The sequence below is a fragment of the Rothia mucilaginosa ATCC 25296 genome (assembly GCF_000175615.1).
Lineage (GTDB): Bacteria > Actinomycetota > Actinomycetes > Actinomycetales > Micrococcaceae > Rothia > Rothia mucilaginosa.
The window spans coordinates 89,522-110,853 of record NZ_ACVO01000025.1; the positions used below are offsets into that span (position 1 = coordinate 89,522).

12 protein-coding genes are annotated in these 21,332 nt (G+C 58.5%); 5 read left to right on the plus strand and 7 right to left on the minus strand.

Features of this window, described 5'->3' with window-relative positions:
- Positions 1 to 130 precede the first annotated feature (130 nt).
- From ROTMU0001_RS08585 to ROTMU0001_RS08600, 4 genes are all read left to right on the plus strand, one after another.
- Positions 131 to 1,831, plus strand: coding sequence for an ABC transporter family substrate-binding protein (locus ROTMU0001_RS08585; RefSeq protein WP_005509243.1), 1,701 nt, complete (start codon positions 131 to 133; stop codon positions 1,829 to 1,831).
- A 442-nt stretch (positions 1,832 to 2,273) separates the two neighbouring features.
- A complete protein-coding gene (locus ROTMU0001_RS08590; protein WP_005509244.1) occupies positions 2,274 to 3,983 on the plus strand; it encodes an ABC transporter family substrate-binding protein in 1,710 nt (569 codons plus the stop codon).
- A 330-nt stretch (positions 3,984 to 4,313) separates the two neighbouring features.
- The gene (locus ROTMU0001_RS08595; RefSeq protein ID WP_005509245.1) at positions 4,314 to 6,014 is read left to right on the plus strand and encodes an ABC transporter family substrate-binding protein; all 1,701 of its coding nucleotides are present in this window, start codon (positions 4,314 to 4,316) and stop codon (positions 6,012 to 6,014) included.
- 258 nt (positions 6,015 to 6,272) lie between these two features.
- A complete protein-coding gene (locus ROTMU0001_RS08600; RefSeq protein WP_005507209.1) occupies positions 6,273 to 7,976 on the plus strand; it encodes an ABC transporter family substrate-binding protein in 1,704 nt (567 codons plus the stop codon).
- Positions 7,977 to 8,144: 168 nt separating this feature from the next.
- Here ROTMU0001_RS08600 and ROTMU0001_RS08605 read toward each other — a convergent pair whose 3' ends face one another.
- The 7 genes from ROTMU0001_RS08605 to ROTMU0001_RS08635 all read right to left on the minus strand — a co-directional run bounded on the left by ROTMU0001_RS08605 (position 8,145) and on the right by ROTMU0001_RS08635 (position 20,369).
- Positions 8,145 to 9,173 (minus strand): dihydrodipicolinate synthase, encoded by a 1,029-nt coding sequence (locus tag ROTMU0001_RS08605; protein WP_245534304.1) that lies wholly within the window; start codon positions 9,171 to 9,173, stop codon positions 8,145 to 8,147.
- A gap of 167 nt (positions 9,174 to 9,340) precedes the next feature.
- Positions 9,341 to 11,407, minus strand: a complete 2,067-nt coding sequence (locus ROTMU0001_RS08610) for a glucose PTS transporter subunit IIA (RefSeq protein ID WP_005509247.1) — start codon at positions 11,405 to 11,407, stop codon at positions 9,341 to 9,343.
- Between the two features lie 607 nt (positions 11,408 to 12,014).
- Positions 12,015 to 14,573 (minus strand): HAD-IC family P-type ATPase, encoded by a 2,559-nt coding sequence (locus ROTMU0001_RS08615; protein ID WP_005509248.1) that lies wholly within the window; start codon positions 14,571 to 14,573, stop codon positions 12,015 to 12,017.
- Positions 14,574 to 14,813: 240 nt separating this feature from the next.
- The gene (locus tag ROTMU0001_RS08620) at positions 14,814 to 15,584 is read right to left on the minus strand and encodes a heme ABC transporter ATP-binding protein (RefSeq protein WP_005509249.1); all 771 of its coding nucleotides are present in this window, start codon (positions 15,582 to 15,584) and stop codon (positions 14,814 to 14,816) included.
- Entirely contained in the window at positions 15,581 to 16,660 is a 1,080-nt protein-coding gene (locus tag ROTMU0001_RS08625) for a FecCD family ABC transporter permease (protein WP_005507200.1), read from the minus strand. Before ROTMU0001_RS08625 ends, ROTMU0001_RS08620 begins: the two co-directional genes overlap by 4 nt.
- Positions 16,660 to 17,823: a heme/hemin ABC transporter substrate-binding protein gene (locus ROTMU0001_RS08630; protein WP_005509250.1), complete on the minus strand. Its 1,164-nt coding sequence runs from the start codon at positions 17,821 to 17,823 to the stop codon at positions 16,660 to 16,662. The genes ROTMU0001_RS08625 and ROTMU0001_RS08630 overlap by 1 nt, the downstream gene beginning before the upstream one ends.
- Positions 17,824 to 18,005: 182 nt before the next feature.
- Positions 18,006 to 20,369, minus strand: coding sequence for an HtaA domain-containing protein (locus ROTMU0001_RS08635; protein ID WP_005509251.1), 2,364 nt, complete (start codon positions 20,367 to 20,369; stop codon positions 18,006 to 18,008).
- Positions 20,370 to 20,606: 237 nt separating this feature from the next.
- Here ROTMU0001_RS08635 and ROTMU0001_RS08640 point away from each other — a divergent pair, with 237 nt between their 5' ends.
- Positions 20,607 to 21,269: a biliverdin-producing heme oxygenase gene (locus ROTMU0001_RS08640; protein WP_005509252.1), complete on the plus strand. Its 663-nt coding sequence runs from the start codon at positions 20,607 to 20,609 to the stop codon at positions 21,267 to 21,269.
- Positions 21,270 to 21,332: the final 63 nt, after the last annotated feature.

Below are 21,332 nucleotides of genomic sequence, written 5' to 3' on the forward strand. Positions count from 1 at the left end.
ACCTGCCCGCCCATCACCGCAGATAGCAGGCGCTCCTACAGGCGGAAACCCCGCCTCCAGAGCATGCGAGCCACCCACTCTACACTGCAAACACTGCATCAGCGCAGTCCACACCCACAAGGAGCCCATCATGAGCCCCCACCCCATCCCCTCCCTCTCCGGATTCAACCCGATCATGAGCCGCCGCGTACTGTTCGGCGGCGCAACCGCCGTCGCTGCTGCCGGCGTACTGAGCGCTTGTGGCTCCTCATCCTCCAAGACTGAGCACAAGGCAAGCGAAACCCCACTCTACGAAATCAACGAGCAGGACCCCTCGAAGCTCAAGCAGGGCGGTACCCTGAACCTGAGCACCTACTCCCTGGGCCCGGATTTCAACCGCTTCTCCCAGAACGGCTCCAGCACCTCCGTCTCCGAAACTATGGGCATTATCGCCGGTGCCGGCATCTGGCGCAGCACCTACAAGGGTGAAGACGAGCTCGACCCCAACTACTGCCTCGGCTTCGAAGCTAAGGAAGTAGACGGCAAGATCACCGCCGAAGTACGCCTGAACCCCAAGGGAGTCTTCAACGATGGCACCCCCATTGATATCGACGCCCTCAAGGCAACCTGGCAGATTCAGCGTGACCCCGACGGCGAATACAAGATTGGTGCAGCGGGTATCTACGAGTTCATCGAAAGCGTCGAAGCTATCGACGGCGACCGCTACCACGCACGCGTCGTCTTCAAGACTGCACACAACCCCGTCAAGGGTCTGCTCTTCGGCGGAATCCTGCACCCGGCAATGCTCGACGTAAACCTCTTCAACGAAGGCTTCGTGGACAACCCCCACCCCGAGCTCGGTTGCGGCCCCTTCACCCTGGCACCCAACGGCTGGAACTCCTCCGAGAAGACCTTCACCGCAGTCCCCAACGACAAGTGGTGGGGTGAGAAGCCCAAGCTGGACCGCATCGTCGTACGTGAAATGGCAGACCCCGCAGCTCGTGCCGCATACAAGAACGGCGAACTGGACGCGGTGGAAGCACGTACCCTCAGCGCCTACAACGAGATGAAGGACGTTGCAAACTCTGAAATCCGCCGCGGTCACCGCCTCTTCGCTGGTGGCATGAACCTGAACGCACAGCATATCACTGATGCTGCCGTGCGTAAGGCAATCTTCCTGGGTATCGACCGTGGTGCTCTGGCAAAGATTCGCTTCCAGGGTCTGCCCTACGAAGAAGAAGTTCCCGGCTCGATGATGCTGATGGGTTCCTCCCAGTACTACCGTGACAACTACCCGGCACGTAACCCGGAGGAAGCACGCAAGGTCCTGGAGAAGGCAGGCTACACCAAGTCTGGCGACTTCTACGCGAAGGATGGCAAGACCATCACCCTGAAGCTGACCACCTTCGGTGATGACGCCACCACCAAGGGCCAGGCACAGACCTTCATTCAGAGTATGAAGGAAATCGGCATTAACTTCGAGCTCGATTCGCGTGCACAGTCTGAATTCTCGAAGGTTGTCGGTAACCGCGAGTACGACGTGAGCATTTCGGGCTTCGGCCTGAGCTCCGAGCCGACCAGCGCTGCCGAGTACTTCTACCACTCCAAGAACTGGAACGGCGTCGGCACCCCCGAAATTGACGCTATGGTCGACGAGATGGTCACCATCCTCGACGACGCTAAGCGCGCCGAGAAATGCAACGAGATTGAGAAGAAGCACATGAGCGAGGTTTGCCTCTTCATTCCCTTCCTCAATGGCCCGGACTTCAAGGCATGCCGCCCGAAGCTCGCTAACTACGGTGCGTTCCTCTTCAAGAGCCCCGACTGGTCTTCGGTTGGCTGGATGGCATAAGCCGCAGTTTTAAGCTCCCCGCCCCTATACGTTTTCGCAGTGTCGTATAGGGGTGGGGAGCTTTTTCTTGTGGAGGGTTCAGCGCGCTTTAGCTGCCCAGACGCTGTGCTTGTAACTTGTAACGACTCTCAAAGAACCGGATGTGACGCGCTCGCGCGCCAATGCGACATAATATTTCATCTTTTAGTTTTCGCACGCGGCTTCCGCGTGATGATGCGGGTTTAGGCGCTGAACCCGTGATTTTTAGACGGTGTATAGTTCTTCCACGGATTGGACTGTGGTCTGCGTCGCTTCTTTTGGGGGTATACTGTGTTTCAACCACAAACAATGTGGGGGCTCTCACAAAGGTGACGGGCGGGAGCTTCGGCGCTCCCGCAAAATCGGCGCACAACACGGTGCGCTTATCAAATAGCACCTGAGCCCTCCGGCATGAGGAGAACACATGACTCATCTACGTATTAACCGCCGTACCCTCCTGACCGGCACCGTTGCCCTGGGTACCGTCGGCCTGCTCGCTGCATGCGGCGGCGGCTCTGACAAGAAGATCAGCGGTAAGGCTGCATCAAGCACCGAGGAAATCGTCAAGAACCTCGAAATCAACAAGCAGGACCGCTCCTCCCTCAAGCAGGGTGGCGAGTTCCGCGGTAGCGTCTCTGCAGTCGGCCCGAACTTCAACATTCTGACTCAGAGCGGCTACACCACCGAGAACCTCACCGCATTCGGTGGCGCCTGCAACATCCCCTCCGCTATCGGCTTCACCTCCCTGAGCCCTGCTGGCGAATACAGCCTCAACGACGACTATGTCAGCGACTACAAGGCAGAGACCGTTGGCGGCGTGCAGACCATCACCTTCAAGCTCAACTCTAAGGCTGTCTTCAATGACGGCACCCCCGTTGACATTGAGGCAATCCGCGCCGCGTGGACCGTCTACCGCAACCCCGATGACGGCTACAACGTTATCGCCGCTCCCTTCTGGCAGCAGGTAGCGTCCATCGATCCCGTGGATGGCGACAAGACCCGCGTCAAGATCGTGATGACCAAGCCGATGTATCCTGCCGAGACCCTCGGCCTGCTCGGTCTGCACCCCGCACTGACCGACAAGGAGCTCTTCAACAACGGCTTCGTGAACAAGCCCATGGATCAGTACTGGTCCGGCCCCTTCAAGATTGGCGAGTGGAACTCTTCGGCTAAGACCCTCACCCTCGTGCCCAACGACAAGTGGTGGGGCGAGAAGCCTCTGCTGGACCGCATTATCTGGCGTGAAATGGGCGACGAAGCAGAGCGCGCAGCGTTCAAGAATGGCGAGCTGGACAGCATCGGCTTTGCTGGCCTGGCAACCTACAACGCTGTCAAGGGTCAGCCCGGTGTCCAGATTCGCTCCGGCCAGAGCGTCGGCGTGATCAACCTGCAATTTAACCCGACCCGCGTGACCGACACCGCCCTGCGCCGTGCAGTCTTCGCCGCGGTTGACCGCTCCCAGTTGGCTAAGGTCAAGTTCGGCCAGATCAACTGGGAAGAGCCCCTGACCGGCTCCATGATTGCTATGCCCTTCCAGAAGGGCTACCAGGACGCTATGCCCACCAATCCCGGCGCCGAGGCTGCGGCAAAGATCCTGGAAGCAGCAGGCTACTCCAAGTCCGGCGACTACTACGCCAAGGACGGTAAGACTGCAGGCTTCTCCATCACCTACTTCGGTTCGGATGCAACCTCCCTGGCTCAGTTCCAGAACCTTGAGCAGCAGCTCAAGGCGGCAGGTATTAAGCTCGAGCAGGACAACCAGCCGCAGTCCCAGTTCAACTCCGTGATGGGCGCTAAGCAGTACGACTGCGCCTTCTCCGGTTGGGGCATTGGTGCTGACCCCGCCGACAGCGTTCAGTACTTCTACACCAGCGAAATTAACGAGGGTGTGGGCGATCCTGAGCTGGATAAGTACATTGCCTCCATTTACGAGAAGGAATCCCACGAGGAGCAGTTGAAGATGGCTGCTGAGGCTGAGAAGCAGCACATGGAGAAGGTCGCTATTTACTTCCCCTACGCTAACGGCCCCAGCTACGCAGCTGTGAAGGAGAAGCTGGCTAACTACGGTCCTTCCCTCTTCGCAACCAGCTACACCGACCCCAAGCGCTGGGTCAATGTGGGTTGGCAGAACTAAAGCCACATGTTAATTTTCTGGATTCCTATTCGGTAGTTGCTGAATTTTCGGAGGCGCCGGTATAAGGCTCTGGAGGGTAAAGTCCCGCGGTATTCCGCCTCAGCGGCGGGGTACTGCGGGGCTTTTCTATGTTTTTGATGGGGGGTTTGTGGTGGGGTGGTTTCGGGGATTGGCTGAAATATTTTCCCTAAAACGGTGAACTAGGTCATAGTGCGTGGGAAATGTGTGTATACTAATCTCAATGCAAAATGTGCGTGCTGTCACAAAGATGTGCGGGTTGTGTTCCCCCGCGTACAAAAATTCAGCATCTCACCTAACCGAGGAAAACTAATGACCACTTTCACTCTCAACCGTCGTACCCTGCTCACCGGCACCGTTGCCCTGGGTACCGTCGGCCTGCTCGCAGCCTGCGGCGGCAACTCCTCCAAGAACGAAACCAGCGCTCTCTCCGCCGGTGACGACCTGTCCAAGGCAGTCTCCTACAACGAGAAGGATCGCTCCGCCCTCAAGGACGGCGGCGAACTGCGCCTGAGCGCTGACGGCATTGGCCCCAACTTCAACATCCTCAACACCAACGGCTACACCGCCGGTAACCTGAACATTCAGGCGGCAATCAACTCCGCCTTCACCGGCGGCTTCTACGCTGACTTCCGCGGCGAGTCGCACATGAACGAGGACTACGTCACCGAGTACAAGGCGCAGACCGTTGACGGCGTGCAGACCGTGACCTTCAAGATCAACCCCAAGGCAGCCTTCAATGACGGTACCCCCATCGACGTGAACGCCGTCAAGAGCTACCAGACCATCTACACCGCCGCGGCATCCGGTTCGGATTACCAGATCACCCCCTCGCCCATCTGGGAGCAGGTCGCAAGCGTCGAGGCAGTGGACGGCGATACCCGCCACGTGAAGGTCACCATGTCCAAGCCCTGGTACCCCATCGAAGGCAGCTTCACCTCGTTCCTGCACCCGGCATTCGCCGACCCCAAATTTTTCAACGACGGTTTGAACGACAAGCCCCTCGACCAGTACTGGGCAGGCCCCTTCAAGGTCGGCGAGTGGAACTCCTCCTCCAAGGTGCTCACCGTCGTCCGCAACGACAAGTGGTGGGGCCAGAAGCCCGCTCTTGAGCGCATCACCTGGCGTGAAATGAGCTCCCAGGCAGAGCAGGCAGCTTACAAGAACGGCGAAATCGACTACGTGGACGCCAGTACCCTCAGCTCCTACAACGAGCTCTCCGGCGTGGCAAACACCGACATTCGCAAGGGTAGCGCTCTCAGCGTGGGTAACTACGAAATCAACCCCGAAAAGGTGCCCCTGCCCGTCCGCCGCGCATTCGTTGCAGCCCTCAACCGTGAGCAGCTGCAGAAGCTGCGCTACGAGAAGCTCGGCTGGAAGGAAACCCTGCCCGGCTCCATGTGCATGCTGCCCATGCAGGAAGGCTACCAGGACAACTACCCGACCAAGCTCGGCAAGGACGTCGCTACCAAGATCCTTGAGGACGCAGGCTACACCAAGTCCGGTGACTACTACACCAAGGACGGCGCTAAGGTCTCCTACCCGGTTATCACCTTCGGTAGCGACCCGGTTGTCAGCTCCACCGCGCAGTTCCTCGTCCAGCAGATGAAGGAAATCGGCGTTGAACTGACCATCGAGAACCACGGTGCCTCTGAAATGTCGAGCATCATTTCCTCGAAGAACTTCGCGATTAAGACCGGTGGCTACGGCATCACCACCTCCCCGGTGGATGCGGCGAACTACTTCTACATCTCCGAGACCAACAACGGTCACGGTAAGGATCTGGACTCGCTGGCAGCAACCATGATGTCCACCGAGGACCCGAAGGAACAGCTCAAGATCATGAACGAGCTGGAGAAGCGCCACCTGGACGAGGTCGCCATCTACGTGCCCACCCACAACGGCCCGAACTTCAAGGCGTGCCGTAAGGGCCTGGCGAACTACGGCCCCATGCTCTTCGGTCTGCCCTACTACAACCCGAACGTATGGATCAACGTCGGTTGGGAGAAGTAAAAATCTTAAGCGTTGAGCACCGCTCACACACTCCATAAGGGGTAAAAGCGCTGAAGCGGCGTGTTACAGAAGGATTAAAACCTTCTGTAGCACGCCGCTTTCCCGTTCCTCAGAGATTTGCACGGATATACTTAAAACAAATGTGGGCATTCTGCCCGCGACCCCGGCAGAGACTGTCCTCCCGCCGGGTTGGAGTGCCGGCTACGCACCGTTCGCGTACCGTCTCCACAACACTGCGAATACTCTAGGAGAAATTCCATGAAGAGCATGTCTGTCTCTCGCCGTACCCTCCTGACCGGCACCGTTGCCCTCGGCACCGTTGGTCTACTGGCTGCCTGCGGCAGCTCGAAGGAAAAGGTTGGCGGTAGTGCCGCTAACAACGCTGAAGATATTCTGAAGAACCTTCAGGTCAACAAGCAGGACCGTTCCTCCCTCAAGCAGGGCGGCACCCTGACCCTCGCGGCTACCGCCCTGGGCCCGAACTTCAACCTGCAGACCCAGAGCGGCTACACCTCCAGCAACCTGGACGCACTGGCACCCTGCAACATTCCCGCCGTGATGGGCTTCTACACCATGAGCCCCGAAGGCGAAGGCACCCTCAACCCCGAGTTCTGCACCGAGCACAAGACCGAGACCGTCGATGGCGTGCAGACCGCGACCTTCAAGATCAACCCCAAGGCTGCCTTCAACGACGGCACCCCCATGGACGTGAACGCTGTTCGCGCCGTGTGGAAGGTCTACCGCGCAACCACCGACAACCCCTACCACATCACCGACAACACCATGTGGCAGCAGGTTGAGAGCATCGAGGCTGTGGACGGCGACAACTTCCACGTCAAGGTCACCATGAAGGCTCCGTATTACCCCTCCGAGGGTCTGTGCGCCTTCGCAATCCACCCCGCACTGGAAGACGTCAACCTCTTCAACGAAGGCTTCGTTGACAAGCCCCTCGACCAGTACTGGGCTGGCCCCTTCAAGGTTGGCGAGTGGAACTCCTCCCAGAAGGTTCTCACCCTGGTCAAGAACGACAAGTGGTGGGGCGAGAAGCCGGTGCTGGACCGCATCATCTGGCGTCAGATGGACTCCGAAGCAATCCGTGCAAGCTTCAAGAACGGCGAACTGGACGCCTTCACCTTCGTGGGCGCAACCAGCTACAACGCTGTGAAGGGCCAGGCAGGCACCGAGATTCGCCAGAGCCAGAACACCAACGTCAACATCATTCAGCTGAACCCCAAGCGCATCGAGGACCTGGCACTGCGCCGCGCAATCCTTGCTTCTGTGGACCGCGAGCAGATCGCTAAGGCATACTTCTCGCAGCTCGGCTGGACCGAGCCGCTGCCCGGCTCCATCATCGCAATGCCGTTCCAGAAGGGTTACCAGAACAACTACGCTGGTGACACCGGTGCACAGGCAGCTGGCAAGATTCTGGAGGCCGCAGGCTACTCCAAGTCCGGCGACTACTACGCTAAGAACGGCAAGGTTGCTGGCTTCGCCCTGACCTCCTTCGGTTCCGAGGCTGTCTACCAGGCGGTCTACCAGATTCTGGAGCAGCAGCTGAAGTCCGCAGGTATCCGCCTGAGCGCTGACAACCAGCCGCAGTCGAACTCCAACTCCGTGCTCGGCCAGAAGAGCTACGAAGCAATCTTCACCGGTTGGGGCGTTCTGCCCGACCTGGCTTCCTCGGCACCCTACTTCTTCACCACCGAGGTGTTCGGAGTCGGTGACCCCGAAGTTGATAAGCTCATCGAGAAGCTGCAGAACACCGAGAAGGAAGACGAGCGCATCAAGATCGCTAACGAGGCGGAGAAGCTCTACTACGAGAAGGTCGCAGTGTACCTGCCCTACGCAAACGGCCCGATGTACGCCGCTGTCAAGGCTAAGGTTGCGAACTACGGTCCGTCCCTGTTCAAGCAGAGCTACACCAGCGCTGACTACTGGGTCAACGTTGGCTGGCAGGAGTAGTACCGCTTACGGTAACGCTCTAGCCGTCCTGTAGGACTCGAAATCCCGGGTACTCTCACGAGAGAGTGCCCGGGATTTTTCTGTCCCGCTTGTTCTGCGTCCTTTAGCTGGATACATTAGCGGGATATGTAATTACAAAAACTAGGGGAGCGCCACTCTAACCGGTTGCTACCACTCGCCCATGTACAGGGCGCGCTCCTGCAGATACCTCAACAGGTTCGGGTTCTGCCGCAGATAGAAGATGCGGTAAATGCCGCCTCCAGCAACGATGAAAGCCAGCGGGAAGCCCAAAATCACGAGCACACGGCTCATATTGGCGGACAGGTCAAAAGGATCACCGCTGGTTGCCACCAGCACAATCCAGAGAGAATAGCCCACGCAGGCTGGCAGAGTGCCCCACATGCCGCGCACGAGCCAACTCACCAGCGTCACCGCAATGACCCACGCCAGCGCCAACGTGAACTGGTGGCGCTCCGCCTGAGCCCAAGGGAGCGCCCCCACGTAAATAATTGCGGGGATGCCCAGGTACCCGGGGATATTCAGCGAGGCAAGAATATTCACGCAGAAATAGCCCAAGAAAATAGCGCTCAACGACGAGGACAGGAACAGGTGCAGGGGAATCATGCCGTCGCCGCTATAGGCTGCGGTGGGGCCCGCGTACACGGTTTCAAACATGAGAGTCAGCGGAGTCATCATGTACTCGATCCAGACGACCAGCGCAAAAGCACCGAAAATGCCCAGAGCCTGCATCAGCGCAATCAACCGTGAACGCGCATCGTGAGGAATGGTGAAGCTCTGGCCCTTCGCCTTGACGCCGCAGAGATGAACGACAGCCACCATTGCCGCGATGCACAGTACCCAGCGCAAGAGGGCCCCCGGCAGCTCAGGAAGACCTCCATAAGCCCCCGTAGCGGGGTCGCCCCATGCCCCGGGGAGCAGCGTAATAGCGTGAGTGCCCTCGGGGAGGCTGGTGGAGGAAGCAAGCCGGTGCGGCTCGAAGATAACCCACCACAGAAGGCAGGCTGGAATTAGCACGGAGAGCTTACGCAACAGAACCGGAAACGGCGCGGACTCATAGACGAGCGCCTCAAGATTGAGCCGGCGCATCAGCCGCCGAACAGGAGAAAGAGCGCGTAGCTCTTTTTGCTGCTCTTCCCACACTCCGGTATCCCATGTCCTAGTATCAGAAGACATCATCGTACTCCCTATCACTTGAGAACTTCCTTGTTGAGCTTATTCTTACATTAGCAGAAATACCCCCCCCGGCTAGTGTGTAACGCCGAGCTAAGCCCTACCCGAATATCAGGGCATAAGGAAAGGGGCCCCACCGTAATGGTGGGGCCCCTTAGAGCCTATAAAGCGAACTACTTAGTGGTCACCTTCAGGACAGTGCTCAGGTTTTGGTGAGCAACGCCCGGCAGACCCTTAACCTCAGCGAACTTGCGGGTGTTGGTCACGATCACCGGGGTAATCAGCGGGTAACCCGCCTCCTTGATAACCTCAGGATCGAACTCAATCAGAGCGTCGCCAGCAGCAACAACATCGCCCTTAGCAACCTTCACGCTGAAGCCCTTACCGTCCAGGTTCACGGTATCCAGACCAACGTGAATCAGCAGCTCAATGCCGTTCTCCAGCTTCAGACCCACAGCGTGGCCCGAGGGGTAGGTTGCAGCAACCTTACCGGCTGCGGGAGCAACAACAGTGGTACCGGTCGGCTCAATCGCCACACCCTCGCCCAGCTTGCCTGCAGCGAAAATCGGGTCCGGAACATCAGACAGAGCAACAGCAGTACCCTCAATGGGAGCGTGCAGCTCGATGACCTCACCAGCGGAAGCAGCGGGTGCAGCAGCAACAGCAGCGGCAGCAGCCGGAGCAGCCTTAGCGGCAACAGCCTCAGCCTTGGGAGCGGCCTCAGCATCCTCAGCCTTACGCTCCGCAGCGTGCCTTACAGCGTCAGCCTTCGACTCGTAACCGAACAGCAGAACACCGGTCATAGCGCCGAAGAACGCAATAGCCAGACCAATCACGTACAGGTAGGAAGGCTGCATAGCCGGAATCGACAGCAGCGAAGTGAACGCGAACGCGTAGGACTTAACGCCCAGGAAGGAAATGGTAGCGCCACCAATAACAGCGGGAACCAGAATAATCGGAATCACGCGCTTGTAACGCAGTACCACACCGTACATCGACGGCTCAGAAATACCACCGAGCAGACCGGACATCGACGCACCGATAGCGGTCTGACGCAGCTCACGGTCATGCTTCGCACGGATAGCCACACCGGTGACCAGACCGAACACAGCGAAGTTGTACGCACCCATCGGGGACTGAATGAAGTCAGTACCCATGGTCTGCAGGTTGTTAATCATGACAGCGTTCAGCGGCCAGTGCAGACCCAGCGGAACCATGAACAGGTACAGGCCAGCAATCAGAGCACCAACCAGAGCCGGAGCAACATCGTTAATCATCTTCAGGAAGTCAGAGATGCCCATAGCCACACCGATACCGATGGGGCCAACCAGGAACGCGGTCACCGGAACCAGAATCATGACCGAAATCATCGGCACGAACACCATCTGCAGCATCGAAGGAATAACCTTCTTCAGGAAGCGCTCAAGCGGAGCCAGCAGAGCAACAGCCAGCAGCGGGGGGAAGACCTGACCGGTGTAGCTGAATGCGTACAGCGGCAGATCCAGACCGAAGAACGGAACGTTCAGAATCTTAGTGGTCTTGTCAGCCAGAGCAGTCAGATCGGTGAAAGTACCGGTCATCAGTGCAGCGGGGATAGCCGCACCAACCCACATGTTCGCGCCCAGACGCTTAGCAGCGGTAGCACCCAGCATAATGGGCATGAAGTTCAGAACCGACAGCGAAGCAGCCTTCAGGATGTACCAGAAAGCGAACTGCTGCATCCACTGGTTGTTCAGAGCCTTAGCAGCCTCCGGGTCAGCCACACGAGCACCGTTAATGATGTCGATGTTCACGCTCTGACCGGTCAAGTCAGTGTACTGGCCGAAGAAACCCAACTGCTGCAGGAACACGATCAGGGTCAGAATCATCGAGGTACCCAGCAGTGCCCACAGCAGAGGACGGAAGGAGTCAGACAGGACGTCGAAGACGTTGGTAATCCAGCCAGCCTTCTTGCCTCCAGCCTCAACCTTGGTGTCACCCTCAGCGTGGCCGGACATAGAAGGCAGAGCGTTGATCTCGTTGTACACAGCCTCAACGCGATCGCCCAGAACAACCTGAGTCTGGCCGGACTGCTCAATCACAGAGAGAACGCCGGGCAGGCCCTCAATCTTCTTGTTCTGCACTGCATCGTTAGACACAGGAGTGACACGAAGGCGGGTTGCACAGTGAGTAATGTGCGCGATGTTCTCGGGGCCACCCAGGCCGTCAAGAATCTTCTCGCCAAGTTCGCGGTTATTCACGATACTTCCTTAGATATGCGGTCAATGTCTATGCGGTTGTTGCCGGAGGCTGTGCCTACCTGACGTTGCGGTAGCCGAAAAAGCCCCGGAAAACACGTCCAGAAAACACAAAAGACCCGAGTCTCTCGACCACCGGAAGCACTACACTCGTGCCCACTATGGAGCTTCGGTACAGCAAATAGAGGGGATTCTCGGCAGATATATGCTACCGTCCCATACGGTGTTGAGTAACTCAGGTCTTGCCTGCCAAACCAGTAACAACCCTGAAGAAGGTTTCCCTTCTCAAATAGTTCCCTGTAACTCTAAGGGTTTTCCCAGGTTAAGAGCAAGGTGAGAGGCAAAAGCTATCAGAAGCTGTTAAATGTTTCACCCAGGTGATAGCTGAGAATAGCTGAGACACGCTCTCGGCGCTGACTGCGGGGAGCCTCCCGGATGGAATCCAGCGGGGCTCAGGCAAAGCCTAGGCAGGGTCCCAGAGCCCTCCGGTACGCCCAGATACGCCTCGGACCGGGTGCTTTCGAAGACGGCGCTCTTGAAGACGCGGAAGGGCCCCGCATCCACAGGATACGGGGCCCACACGCTACCGAAGCAGCTACCTTCCGACTAACTACTTAGCCGGGAAGAAATTCAGCGGAGCAACCTCCAGCTCAGGGTAATTACGCTTCTGCCAACGGCGATTACGATGCGCATTCACCTCAATCAGCGCGGCACCCAGAGCACCGGCGCCCAGAGCCGTCCACAGCAGATGCGGAAGCACAGTAACGAACTGGTGGTACTCCACCAGAATTGGCACGAACAACGCCGCGAAGAACACCGCAAGCAACGCACCAAACAGCAGAACACGAGCACGGTTGAACGGGCGAGCCACCGCAGCCAAGTTCCACAGACCCATCATCACCAGGGTGATGAACGAAGCCGTCTGAACCTGACGGATATCCTCAACACCCATGCCGCGAGCCGTGAACGTCACCGCCAACAGCATCGCAACCACAATAATTGAGTTCGGAACCGTGTAATTCAGCACGCGACGCAAGAAGCCCGGCACGTAACGGCGCGAATTCGGCAACAGAGTCAACGCGAAGGACGACGCACCCACAATCAAGAAGTCAGCAGTCGAGTACTGACGCGGCAAGAACGGGAAGGTCAAACCAAAAATACTGAACAGAACACCCAGAAGAATCGCGAAACCAGTCTTCGTCAAGAACAGGTTCGCCACCATCTCAATGTTCGTAATGACCTGACGGCCCTGCTCCAACGCAGCCGGCAGAGACGAGAACTTACCGTCCAGCAGAACCAAGCGAGAAACAGCCTTCGTCGCCGGAGCAGCGTTACCCATCGCAATACCCAAGCTTGCATGCTTAAGCGCCAGAGCGTCATTAATGCCGTCACCGGTCATCGCCACCACATGGCCGCGCTCCTTCAGAGCAATCACCATGTTCTTCTTCTGCTCGGGCGACACACGACCGAAAATATTGTGAGTAGCCGCAGCCTCAGCAAGCTCCGGACCGTCCTCAGGCAGAGTCGACGCATCAACCGCGCCCGCAGAAGTATCCATGCCCGCAGTCTTCGCAGCCGCAGCCACAGTGAACGGGTTATCACCCGAGAAGACCTTCAAAGTCACACCCTGACGGTGGAAATACTCCACAATCTCAGGCGCATCCGCTCGCACATTCTCACGGAAAATCACGAACAGAACCGGGGTAGCATCCGACGGGATCTTCTGAATCGGCTCATCCTTCTCATTGCGAACCACCGCAGAAGCATGCGCCAAAACCATCGTGCGCAGACCCAGCGCCGCCAGCTCAGCGGCACGCTCACGCTCAGCGGTGCCCTTGGCGAGAAGCGCCTCCGGAGCGCCCAGAAGCCACGCACCCGAATCCTTAAACTCAATCGCGCTAAAACGCAGAGCCGAGGAGAACGGCACAATACCGCTCACCGACGCCGAAGAAGCATCCGGGAAGCCACCGGTCAGAGCCGCAGCGGTCGGGTTCGCGTTCTCATCGTGACCAAACCACGCCAGCGCCTCATTCCAACCGGCAGGCAGAGAAGCACGCCAAGAAGTGTGCTCGGCAGAGTCAGCGTCCGGGCCCTCAGCCTCAGCAACGGTGTCCAGCGGGCGCACCGAATCAAAAATCACGCCACCCTCGGTGAGAGTACCGGTCTTATCGAAGCAGACCACATCCACACGAGCCAGAACCTCAACCGCAGGCTGCTCCTGCACCAGAATGTTGTGCTTACGACCCAGCGCCACAGCCGCCGCCGCAAACGCCAGAGTAGTCATCAGCGCCAGACCCTGCGGAATCATCGAAGCAACCGAGGACACCACAGCAATAGAAACCTGCTCCCACAGGTGGTTCTGCTGCACGGTCTCCAGGCCACCAGCAGCCTGAATCTGACCCCATGACACCACAGGAATAATGACCGCAAGACCCACCGTAATCCAGCGGACCACACGGTTCAACGCATCACGCAGCTCAGACTGAATACGCGAGAACTGGCGCGCCTCATCAGAAATCTTGCTTGCACGAGAATTCGCACCCACGTGAGAGAGCAGGACGCGGCCGGTACCACCCAGCACACTCGACGCCGACAGCACCATATCGCCGGGGCGCTTAGCAATCGGGTCGTTCTCACCGGTCAGCAGAGACTCGTCCAGCTCCAAAGAATCGGAGGTGAGCACAACAGCATCCGCAGGAACCTGATCGCCGCGCTTGAGGATGACAACGTCACCCTCAACCAGCTGCTCCATCGGAACCTCAACGCTCTTACCGTCACGCACGGCAGTAGCGGGGGAGCGGTCCAGCAGGGAGATGCGGTCCAGCTCAAGCTTCGCCTTGTACTCCTGCACAAAACCAATCACCACGTTAGCGATAACAGCCCCCAGGAAGAGCAGATCAGCCCAACGCTGGTACATGATCACCACTGCACCACAGGCACCCAACACAAAGTTGAAGACCGTGAACAGGTGCGCACGCATAATGCTCCACAGCGTGCGAGAAGACTTATTGTTTTGGGTATTGACCCTACCTTCAGCAGTCAGGCGGGCAACATCATCGCTGCTCAAACCGTGCTGGGCAATATCGAAAGATCCGCTATGCGGTGTTTCAGAATATTCGGGAATGTAGCCGGCAACGGCAGGCGCTGCCGTTTTCTGCTGAGGATCCATGCGGGGGTCTCTTTCTCGAATGGATGGAATGCTGAACTGAATAGAGTTCAGTATTGCGGACACTACCTTTCAGTGTATCCGTGCAGGAGGGGATAAAGATAATCTCCGCCCTGTAATGAACTGATATTTACAGCCATTCCAGAACGGAGATTTAATATATGTGAATACTGGCATATTTTGATGTGGAAAGTGTTTGCGGATGGTTCGCTAACGCCCCGTAAAATCAGCGCGCTAGCAGACTCAGCGTTCTGGCAGAATCAATAAACGATTCGTCACCGGATGCCTCAACACCTCAATCGGATGCTGATACACCTCAGACAACAACTCCGCCGAACACACCTGCTCAGGGGCGCCCGAAGCAACCACCTCGCCACCACGCAACAACACCATACGGTCAGAATACGCAGCCGCCACATCCAAGTCATGCAGCACCGTCAACACCGCAGCACCCTCAGCAGCCAACTCACGGCTCACCCGCAACGTCTGCTCCTGATGCGTAATATCCAACGCCGCAGTCGGCTCATCCAAAAGAATCAGCGGAGTCTGCTGAGCAAACACACGCGCCAAATGCGCACGGCCACTCTCACCACCGGACAGGGTCGTAATATCGCGATCCGACAAATGAGTCACCGACGTACGCTCCATCATCGAAGCAACCACGGCGTCATCCTCTTCAGCGCGCTCCGTGCCCTTCCACGGGGTGCGGCCCATCTGAACCACCTCATGCACCGTATACGAAAACGCCACGTTCAACTTCTGCAACAGCATCGCACGCTGACGCGCCATCTGACGGGCAGGAATCGAACCCAGCGGGGTGCCATCCAGCAGAATCTCACCGCTACTGGGCGCAATATCACCTGCAATCACACCCAACAGAGTCGACTTACCGGCACCATTAGGGCCAATCAGCGACACAACCTCGCCCGCAGCAACCGACAGAGACACATCATTCAAAATCTGACGCCCACCAGCGTTAAAACACACACCGGACAGGCTCAACAACTCACTCACGAAGCACCTCCGCCCTGACCCAGGGAACGACGCAACAACACGAAGAACGTCGGGCCGCCCACCAAAGCCGTAAAAATACCAATCGGCAAATCAGCAAAAGGCACCAGCGTACGCGCACCCAAATCAGACAGCGCAATCAACAGCGCGCCACCCAATGCCGAAGCCGGCAACAACACACGATTCGACGGACCCAAAATCATGCGCAACAGGTGAGGAATAATCAGACCAATAAACGCAATAATGCCCGCATACGCCACCGCAGCACCCGTCAACAAAGCCGTCGCCGCAATAGACACCGCACGCAGACGCTCCACGTTCACGCCCGAATGCTGCGCCGCACGCTCACCCAACGCCAGAACATCCAGCGAAGACGCCATCACAAAACACGCCACCAAGCCGATCAGAATAACCGGCCACACGCTCGCCACTGCCTTCCACGTGGAACCGTTCAGCGAACCCATCTGCCAGAACACAATCTGATCGCGGCTCGTCGTATCAGCAATAAACATGAGGAACGCAATAATCGCATTCGCCACCGCGGTCACCGCAATACCCGTCAAAATCATCGACAGGACCTTCGCACGACCCGAAGAACGCGACAGGAAATACACCAGCGCAGTAGCCGCCAATGCACCCACAAACGCGAATGCAGGAGTCGTGAAAATACCGAAGAACTGCAGGTTCAACACAATCGACAAACACGCGCCAACCGCCGCACCCGAGGAAACACCAATCACGCCCGGCTCAGCCAACGGGTTACCAAACACCGACTGCATCACCGCACCGGAAGTACCCAAAGCGGCACCCACCAGCACGCCCAACAGCACACGCGGGAAACGGATATTCCACAGAGTGCTATCCGCCAGCTGCATCGCCGGGTTCTCCGGCGCAAGACCCAGGCGGCGGCCCACAGAAGCAACCACCTGATCAGTCGGGATATTGTACTGACCCAAACCCGCAGACAGCACCATCACAACGCACAGTGCCACCGCCAAAAACGTAAACGTCAGACCGGCACGACGCCGACGTGAAGCACGATAATCCCGCGCACCCGCCGCACTCTTCACGGCAGCCACTACTGGCCCCCCGCAGGAGTGGAGTACGCAGCCTTAGCGAGCGAGAGCAAAACCGCCGGAGTATTCGGGCCATAGGACAGAATCTGGCCGTCACCCATATCGATAATGCGCTTATTCTTACCGGCAGTCGTCTCACCCACACCCGGGCGAGCCAAGAAACCATCCAAACCGCCGGTGGACTTAATGCCGCCGCTCATGGTCAGAATGACGTCCGGGTTCAGCTTCACCAGAGCCTCACTGGTCGCCGGAATAATATTCGTCGCGTTCTGCTCAGACGCCACATCCTTGCCGCCAATAGCCTGAATCAAATCGTCAGCGCCCGAACCCTTGCCGAGCACGAAGAACACGCCAGCGGTACCGCGCACGTACAGGAACGCGAACGACACCTGCTGTGTACCCTTCGGGGCGACGTCCTTGAGCACCTGCAGAGCGTAATCCAGGTCCTTCTGCACGCGGGCAGCAACCTGCTCGCCCGCCTCCGGAACACCAAGTGCCTGCGCAACAGCCTTGAGCTGCGGAATGATCTTATCCATGCGACGCTCATGATCGAAGACCACCACGGTCACGCCCGCTGCGCGCAGCTGATCCACAATCTCAATCGGGCCGTTGCTCTTATCCCACAGCACCAGGTCCGGGGAGGTCGCCAGAATCGCCTCAGCGTTCAGGTCGTGACCGTTCTGGGTCACCAGCGGCAGATGAGCCAGCGACTGCTCCGTCGAGGAGGTGACACGACCGACCAGACGACCGCCCAGACCCAGCGCAATCATCTGCTGAGCCAGAGTGCCGTACAGGTCCAGTGCCAGCACACGGTCAGCGGACTTAACGGTCACCTCGGTGCCGTTGAAATCCTTGAACGTCACGGGGAAAGCCGGAGTGGGGGTATCGACCATCGGCTGAATTTCGGGGGTATCTGCGGCGCTATTGGGGCCGCGCAGAGCCTTCTGATCAGGGGCAATAGAAGAACGCAGCTGATCGGCAAGGTTCTCCAAAACGGTGCGGGTGCTCTGCTCATCTACCACAGCCTGCGAAGTGCTTGAAGAAGCGGCCGGGTTCTGAGTACCCACACCGCAAGAGCTCAGCAGAAAAGCGGAAGTGATGGAGAACGCTGCATACTTCATTGCATCGCGGCGGTTCAGGGCAGAAGAAGAAAGGGAAGAAAACATCGTCGTCTCACAGAAAAAGGGAGTTAGGAAAACTGGGGTAGGCGCCGGGGTAAAACCTGGCACCTGAAGCGGGGGTGCAGTGAAAATCTGCACCCCCGCACGGGCCGTGTCGGCTTACCGGTGAACCTCATGGTTGAGTTTCATGGGCGAGCCGACAGTGTGGGCATCCTCGTGAGGTGCCGTTATGCCTTCTTGCGGCGGCGAGTGTACACGACGGTACCCGCACCGGCTGCAACAGCGATGAAGCCTGCAACCAGGGTGCCCTCAACACCGGAGGCGCCGGTGGAAGCCAGAGGCTTGCCGGTGACCGGGTCGCAACCCTCACCCTCGTAGACGGTCTCGGACACGGTCTTGGTGGTGGTCTTCGCGCCGTTAATCGCCGCGGAGAAGCTCAGCGGAGCCATGTCCTTACCGGCATCGTAGAAGCCAGCGAACGCCTTCGCGCCCTCAGCGGTCAGGGTGGTTGCCGCACCGTTGACGCTCACAGCGTCAGAGGAGCTCTGCAGACCCGAAAGATCTACCTTCAGCAGTGCCACCTCACCGTAGTTAGTTGCCTTGCCGGAGGGGTCATTGCTGTTCATGGTCGCGTAGAGAGTACCGGAATTGCCGTTAATCTCAAGGCGCGGGTTCGCAATGGTGGTGTCCAGAATGCCGTGGTGACCGGTGAAACGAACCGAACCGCTGAAGGAGATGGAACCCTTACCGCCCTTGAAGGTGCCGGTGCCGTTAGACCAGTTGAACGCATCCGAAGAGTAGGAGGTGCCGTTCAGCTCCCAGCTACCGTTCGCGATGCCGCCGCGCACGTAGTTGCGGAAGGAATCACGCACGCCCCAGCCAAGGTTTGCGCTCTTAATGGTGCCGTCGGATGCACCCTGCTCCTGCACCTCGCGGGTGCGGGTGACGGGTACGCAGACAGGCTGTGCCGGGTTGTTGCTGACAGAACCGTTCGAGGAGGAACCGCCGTTAGAGACGCTGCCGGAGGTGCCTGCCGAACCATTAGAACCGGAGCCGTTAGCGCCGGAGCTATCGGAGGAGTTCGAGGAGCTGTTATCGGAGGAGCCGTTCTCAGAACCCTTGTTATCGGAGGACTTGTTCTCAGAGACGCGGGGAACCTCAACGGTGTTCTCTGCGGTCTGCTCGCTGAGCTTTACGGAGAAGCTCAGCGGTGCCATGGCGTTGTCGGCACCGCGGTACTGGCCCGCGAAGAGCACCTCGGAACCTTCAGCGGTGAGCGCGACTGCTGCGTTCTGTGCGGAGAAGACGCCGTCCTTCACGCTCGCGCCGGAGAGGTCCACCTCGGCGATAGCCAGGCCGGTCTTAGAAACGGACTTGCCGTCGCGGGTCAGCGCGTCAACGTCAGCGACCAGGGTGCCCTTGCCGTTGACGACGACCAGGCGCATGTTCTTGATGGTGCTCTTGAGCTGACCGTTGTGGCCGGTGAACTCTGCGGTGCCCGCGAAGTTGATCTGACCGGTCTTGGTCTCGGGGTTGTACACGCCGGATGCCTGAGTGTACTTGAAGCCGCCAGCTGCGGTCTTCTCCATGCCCTCAACGTTCACGGAGCCGTGCGCGAAGCCGGTCAGGTACTTCAGGAAGGACTCGCGGATATCCCAGCTGAGGGTGCCTGACTCGACGACGTTGCCGGTGACCTTTTCTTCACGCTTGGGCTCGGTGGTTGCGGCGGGGGAGGAGGGTGCCGCGGAGGTGGGAGCTGCGCTCGGTGCTGCAGAAGTGGGCTCTGCGGGCTTGGGCTCGGCGGGCTTGGGCGCCTCGCTGGTCGGTGCGGAGGAAGGCTCTGCGGTCGGCGCAGCAGTCGGCTCGGCGCTGGGTTCAGTGCTGGGCTCAGGGCTCGGCGCGGGTGCTTCCTTGGTCACGATGGTTGCGGAGAAGCCGAGTGCATCCAGCTCCTGACCTGCCTTGTAGAAGCCCGCGAAGGCGCCGGTTGCCTCTTCGGAAAGCTTGACGCGGGTGCCGTTTTCCTCGTCAACGCTGGGCAGGGTGATGGTGTTACCCTCAACCTTCAGGCCGGAGGCGTTGAAAGTGCCGAGGGTCATGTTCTTGGTTTCGACTAGGTCGTTCGGGGTGGTGTTGCCGTTGTAGGGGCGCGACTGAACGTTGGCGCGCACGGTGCCCACGCCGTCCTTAATGGTGACGGAGAGGTCGGAGATGATGACTTCGAGCAGGCCGTGGTGTGCGGTGTAGTGAATCGAGGAGCCGGTGAAGGTGACCGAGTATTCGCCGTTGGCTACGGTGCCTTCGGCGGAGGTGAAGTGGTAGGAGCCGTCTTCGTTGGTGGTGACGCCGGTCAGTTCCTGGGAGCCCTGGGAGAAGGGACCGTTGATGTAGGAGCGGAAGGACTTCTTCAGGCCCCAATTGACGGTGACGTCCTGCAGGCTCTGCTCTGAGGCTGCGGTTACCTCACCGGCGCTGACGTGGGAGTTGGTTTCAGCTGCGAAGGCCGCGGGTACGCCAGCGACGCCGCTGAGGCCGATGGTTGCCGAAGCCAAGAACGCCCAAGTGCGCTTGGTGAGAGAGGGGGTAGACATTCGGTGTCTCCTTGAATTTTGTGATTGTGGTGTTCGTATCAAGTCTAGCCCTATTAGCCTATGTTTGTGTAACTTAATGCCTAGGGTGACTTGTTCATAAGGTTTACCTTAGCAAATTTTTTATGAGAACTATTGCCAAAACTGGTTTTTGGTGACAATATGTCATTAACAGGTTTTGGTGACATTGTGTCACTAAAACATTTATTGTTCACCCACAAGCCACTTTAGGAACTCACCATGACTATTACCGCCCCCGAAACCACCCAGGAACGCTTCTCCGCACGCCTGAAGGAAAGCACCAAGCACGTCCACGACAACGCCGAACACTCCACCTTCATGGAAGACCTCATGGGCGGCTCCCTCAACACCGAGGCATACCTGCGCCTCATCAACCAGTACGTGCACATCTACGAAGCACTCGAGGCAGTCTCCGAACACTACCGCGCAGAACCCAGCCTCATCACCGAACCCTTCACCCACCCCGGCCTCGACCGTGCAGAATACATCCGCGCAGACATCCGCGCACTCGGCCAGGACGGCGACATCGACGCGCCCCTGCCCGCAACCGCAGAATACGTAGAGCGTATCCGCGCCACCATCAACTCCCCCGAACGCTACCTCGCACACCACTACCTGCGCTACCTCGGCGACCTCTCCGGCGGCCAGGCAGTCGCAGCGCTGGTCACCCGCCACTACGGCATCCCCGCCGAAGCGCTGAGTATGTACCGCTTCACCGAACTGCCCAAGCCCAAGGTCTTCAAGGACGGCTACCGCGAACTGCTCGACAACGCACCCCTGAGCGACGAACAGCGCGAAGCCCTCATCGAAGAATGCATCGAAGGTTTCCGCATCAACGCCTCCCTGTTCGCACAGCTGGGCCGCAAGGTTGCCGAGGCATAAACACCGAACGCCTCAACGCACAACCTCTCACCGCTCAATGCACAAGCCTGCGGGCATAACAAA

Bases quoted from the DNA above. Each gene is read 5' to 3' on its own strand.
- ROTMU0001_RS08630 (WP_005509250.1), bottom strand. From the start codon at position 17,823: ATGTTTTCTTCCCTTTCTTCTTCTGCCCTGAACCGCCGCGATGCAATG.
- ROTMU0001_RS08635 (WP_005509251.1), bottom strand. From the start codon at position 20,369: ATGTCTACCCCCTCTCTCACCAAGCGCACTTGGGCGTTCTTGGCTTCG.
- ROTMU0001_RS08640 (WP_005509252.1), top strand. From the start codon at position 20,607: ATGACTATTACCGCCCCCGAAACCACCCAGGAACGCTTCTCCGCACGC.
- ROTMU0001_RS08615 (WP_005509248.1), bottom strand. From the start codon at position 14,573: ATGGATCCTCAGCAGAAAACGGCAGCGCCTGCCGTTGCCGGCTACATT.
- ROTMU0001_RS08585 (WP_005509243.1), top strand. From the start codon at position 131: ATGAGCCCCCACCCCATCCCCTCCCTCTCCGGATTCAACCCGATCATG.
- ROTMU0001_RS08595 (WP_005509245.1), top strand. From the start codon at position 4,314: ATGACCACTTTCACTCTCAACCGTCGTACCCTGCTCACCGGCACCGTT.
- ROTMU0001_RS08590 (WP_005509244.1), top strand. From the start codon at position 2,274: ATGACTCATCTACGTATTAACCGCCGTACCCTCCTGACCGGCACCGTT.
- ROTMU0001_RS08605 (WP_245534304.1), bottom strand. From the start codon at position 9,173: ATGATGTCTTCTGATACTAGGACATGGGATACCGGAGTGTGGGAAGAG.
- ROTMU0001_RS08600 (WP_005507209.1), top strand. From the start codon at position 6,273: ATGAAGAGCATGTCTGTCTCTCGCCGTACCCTCCTGACCGGCACCGTT.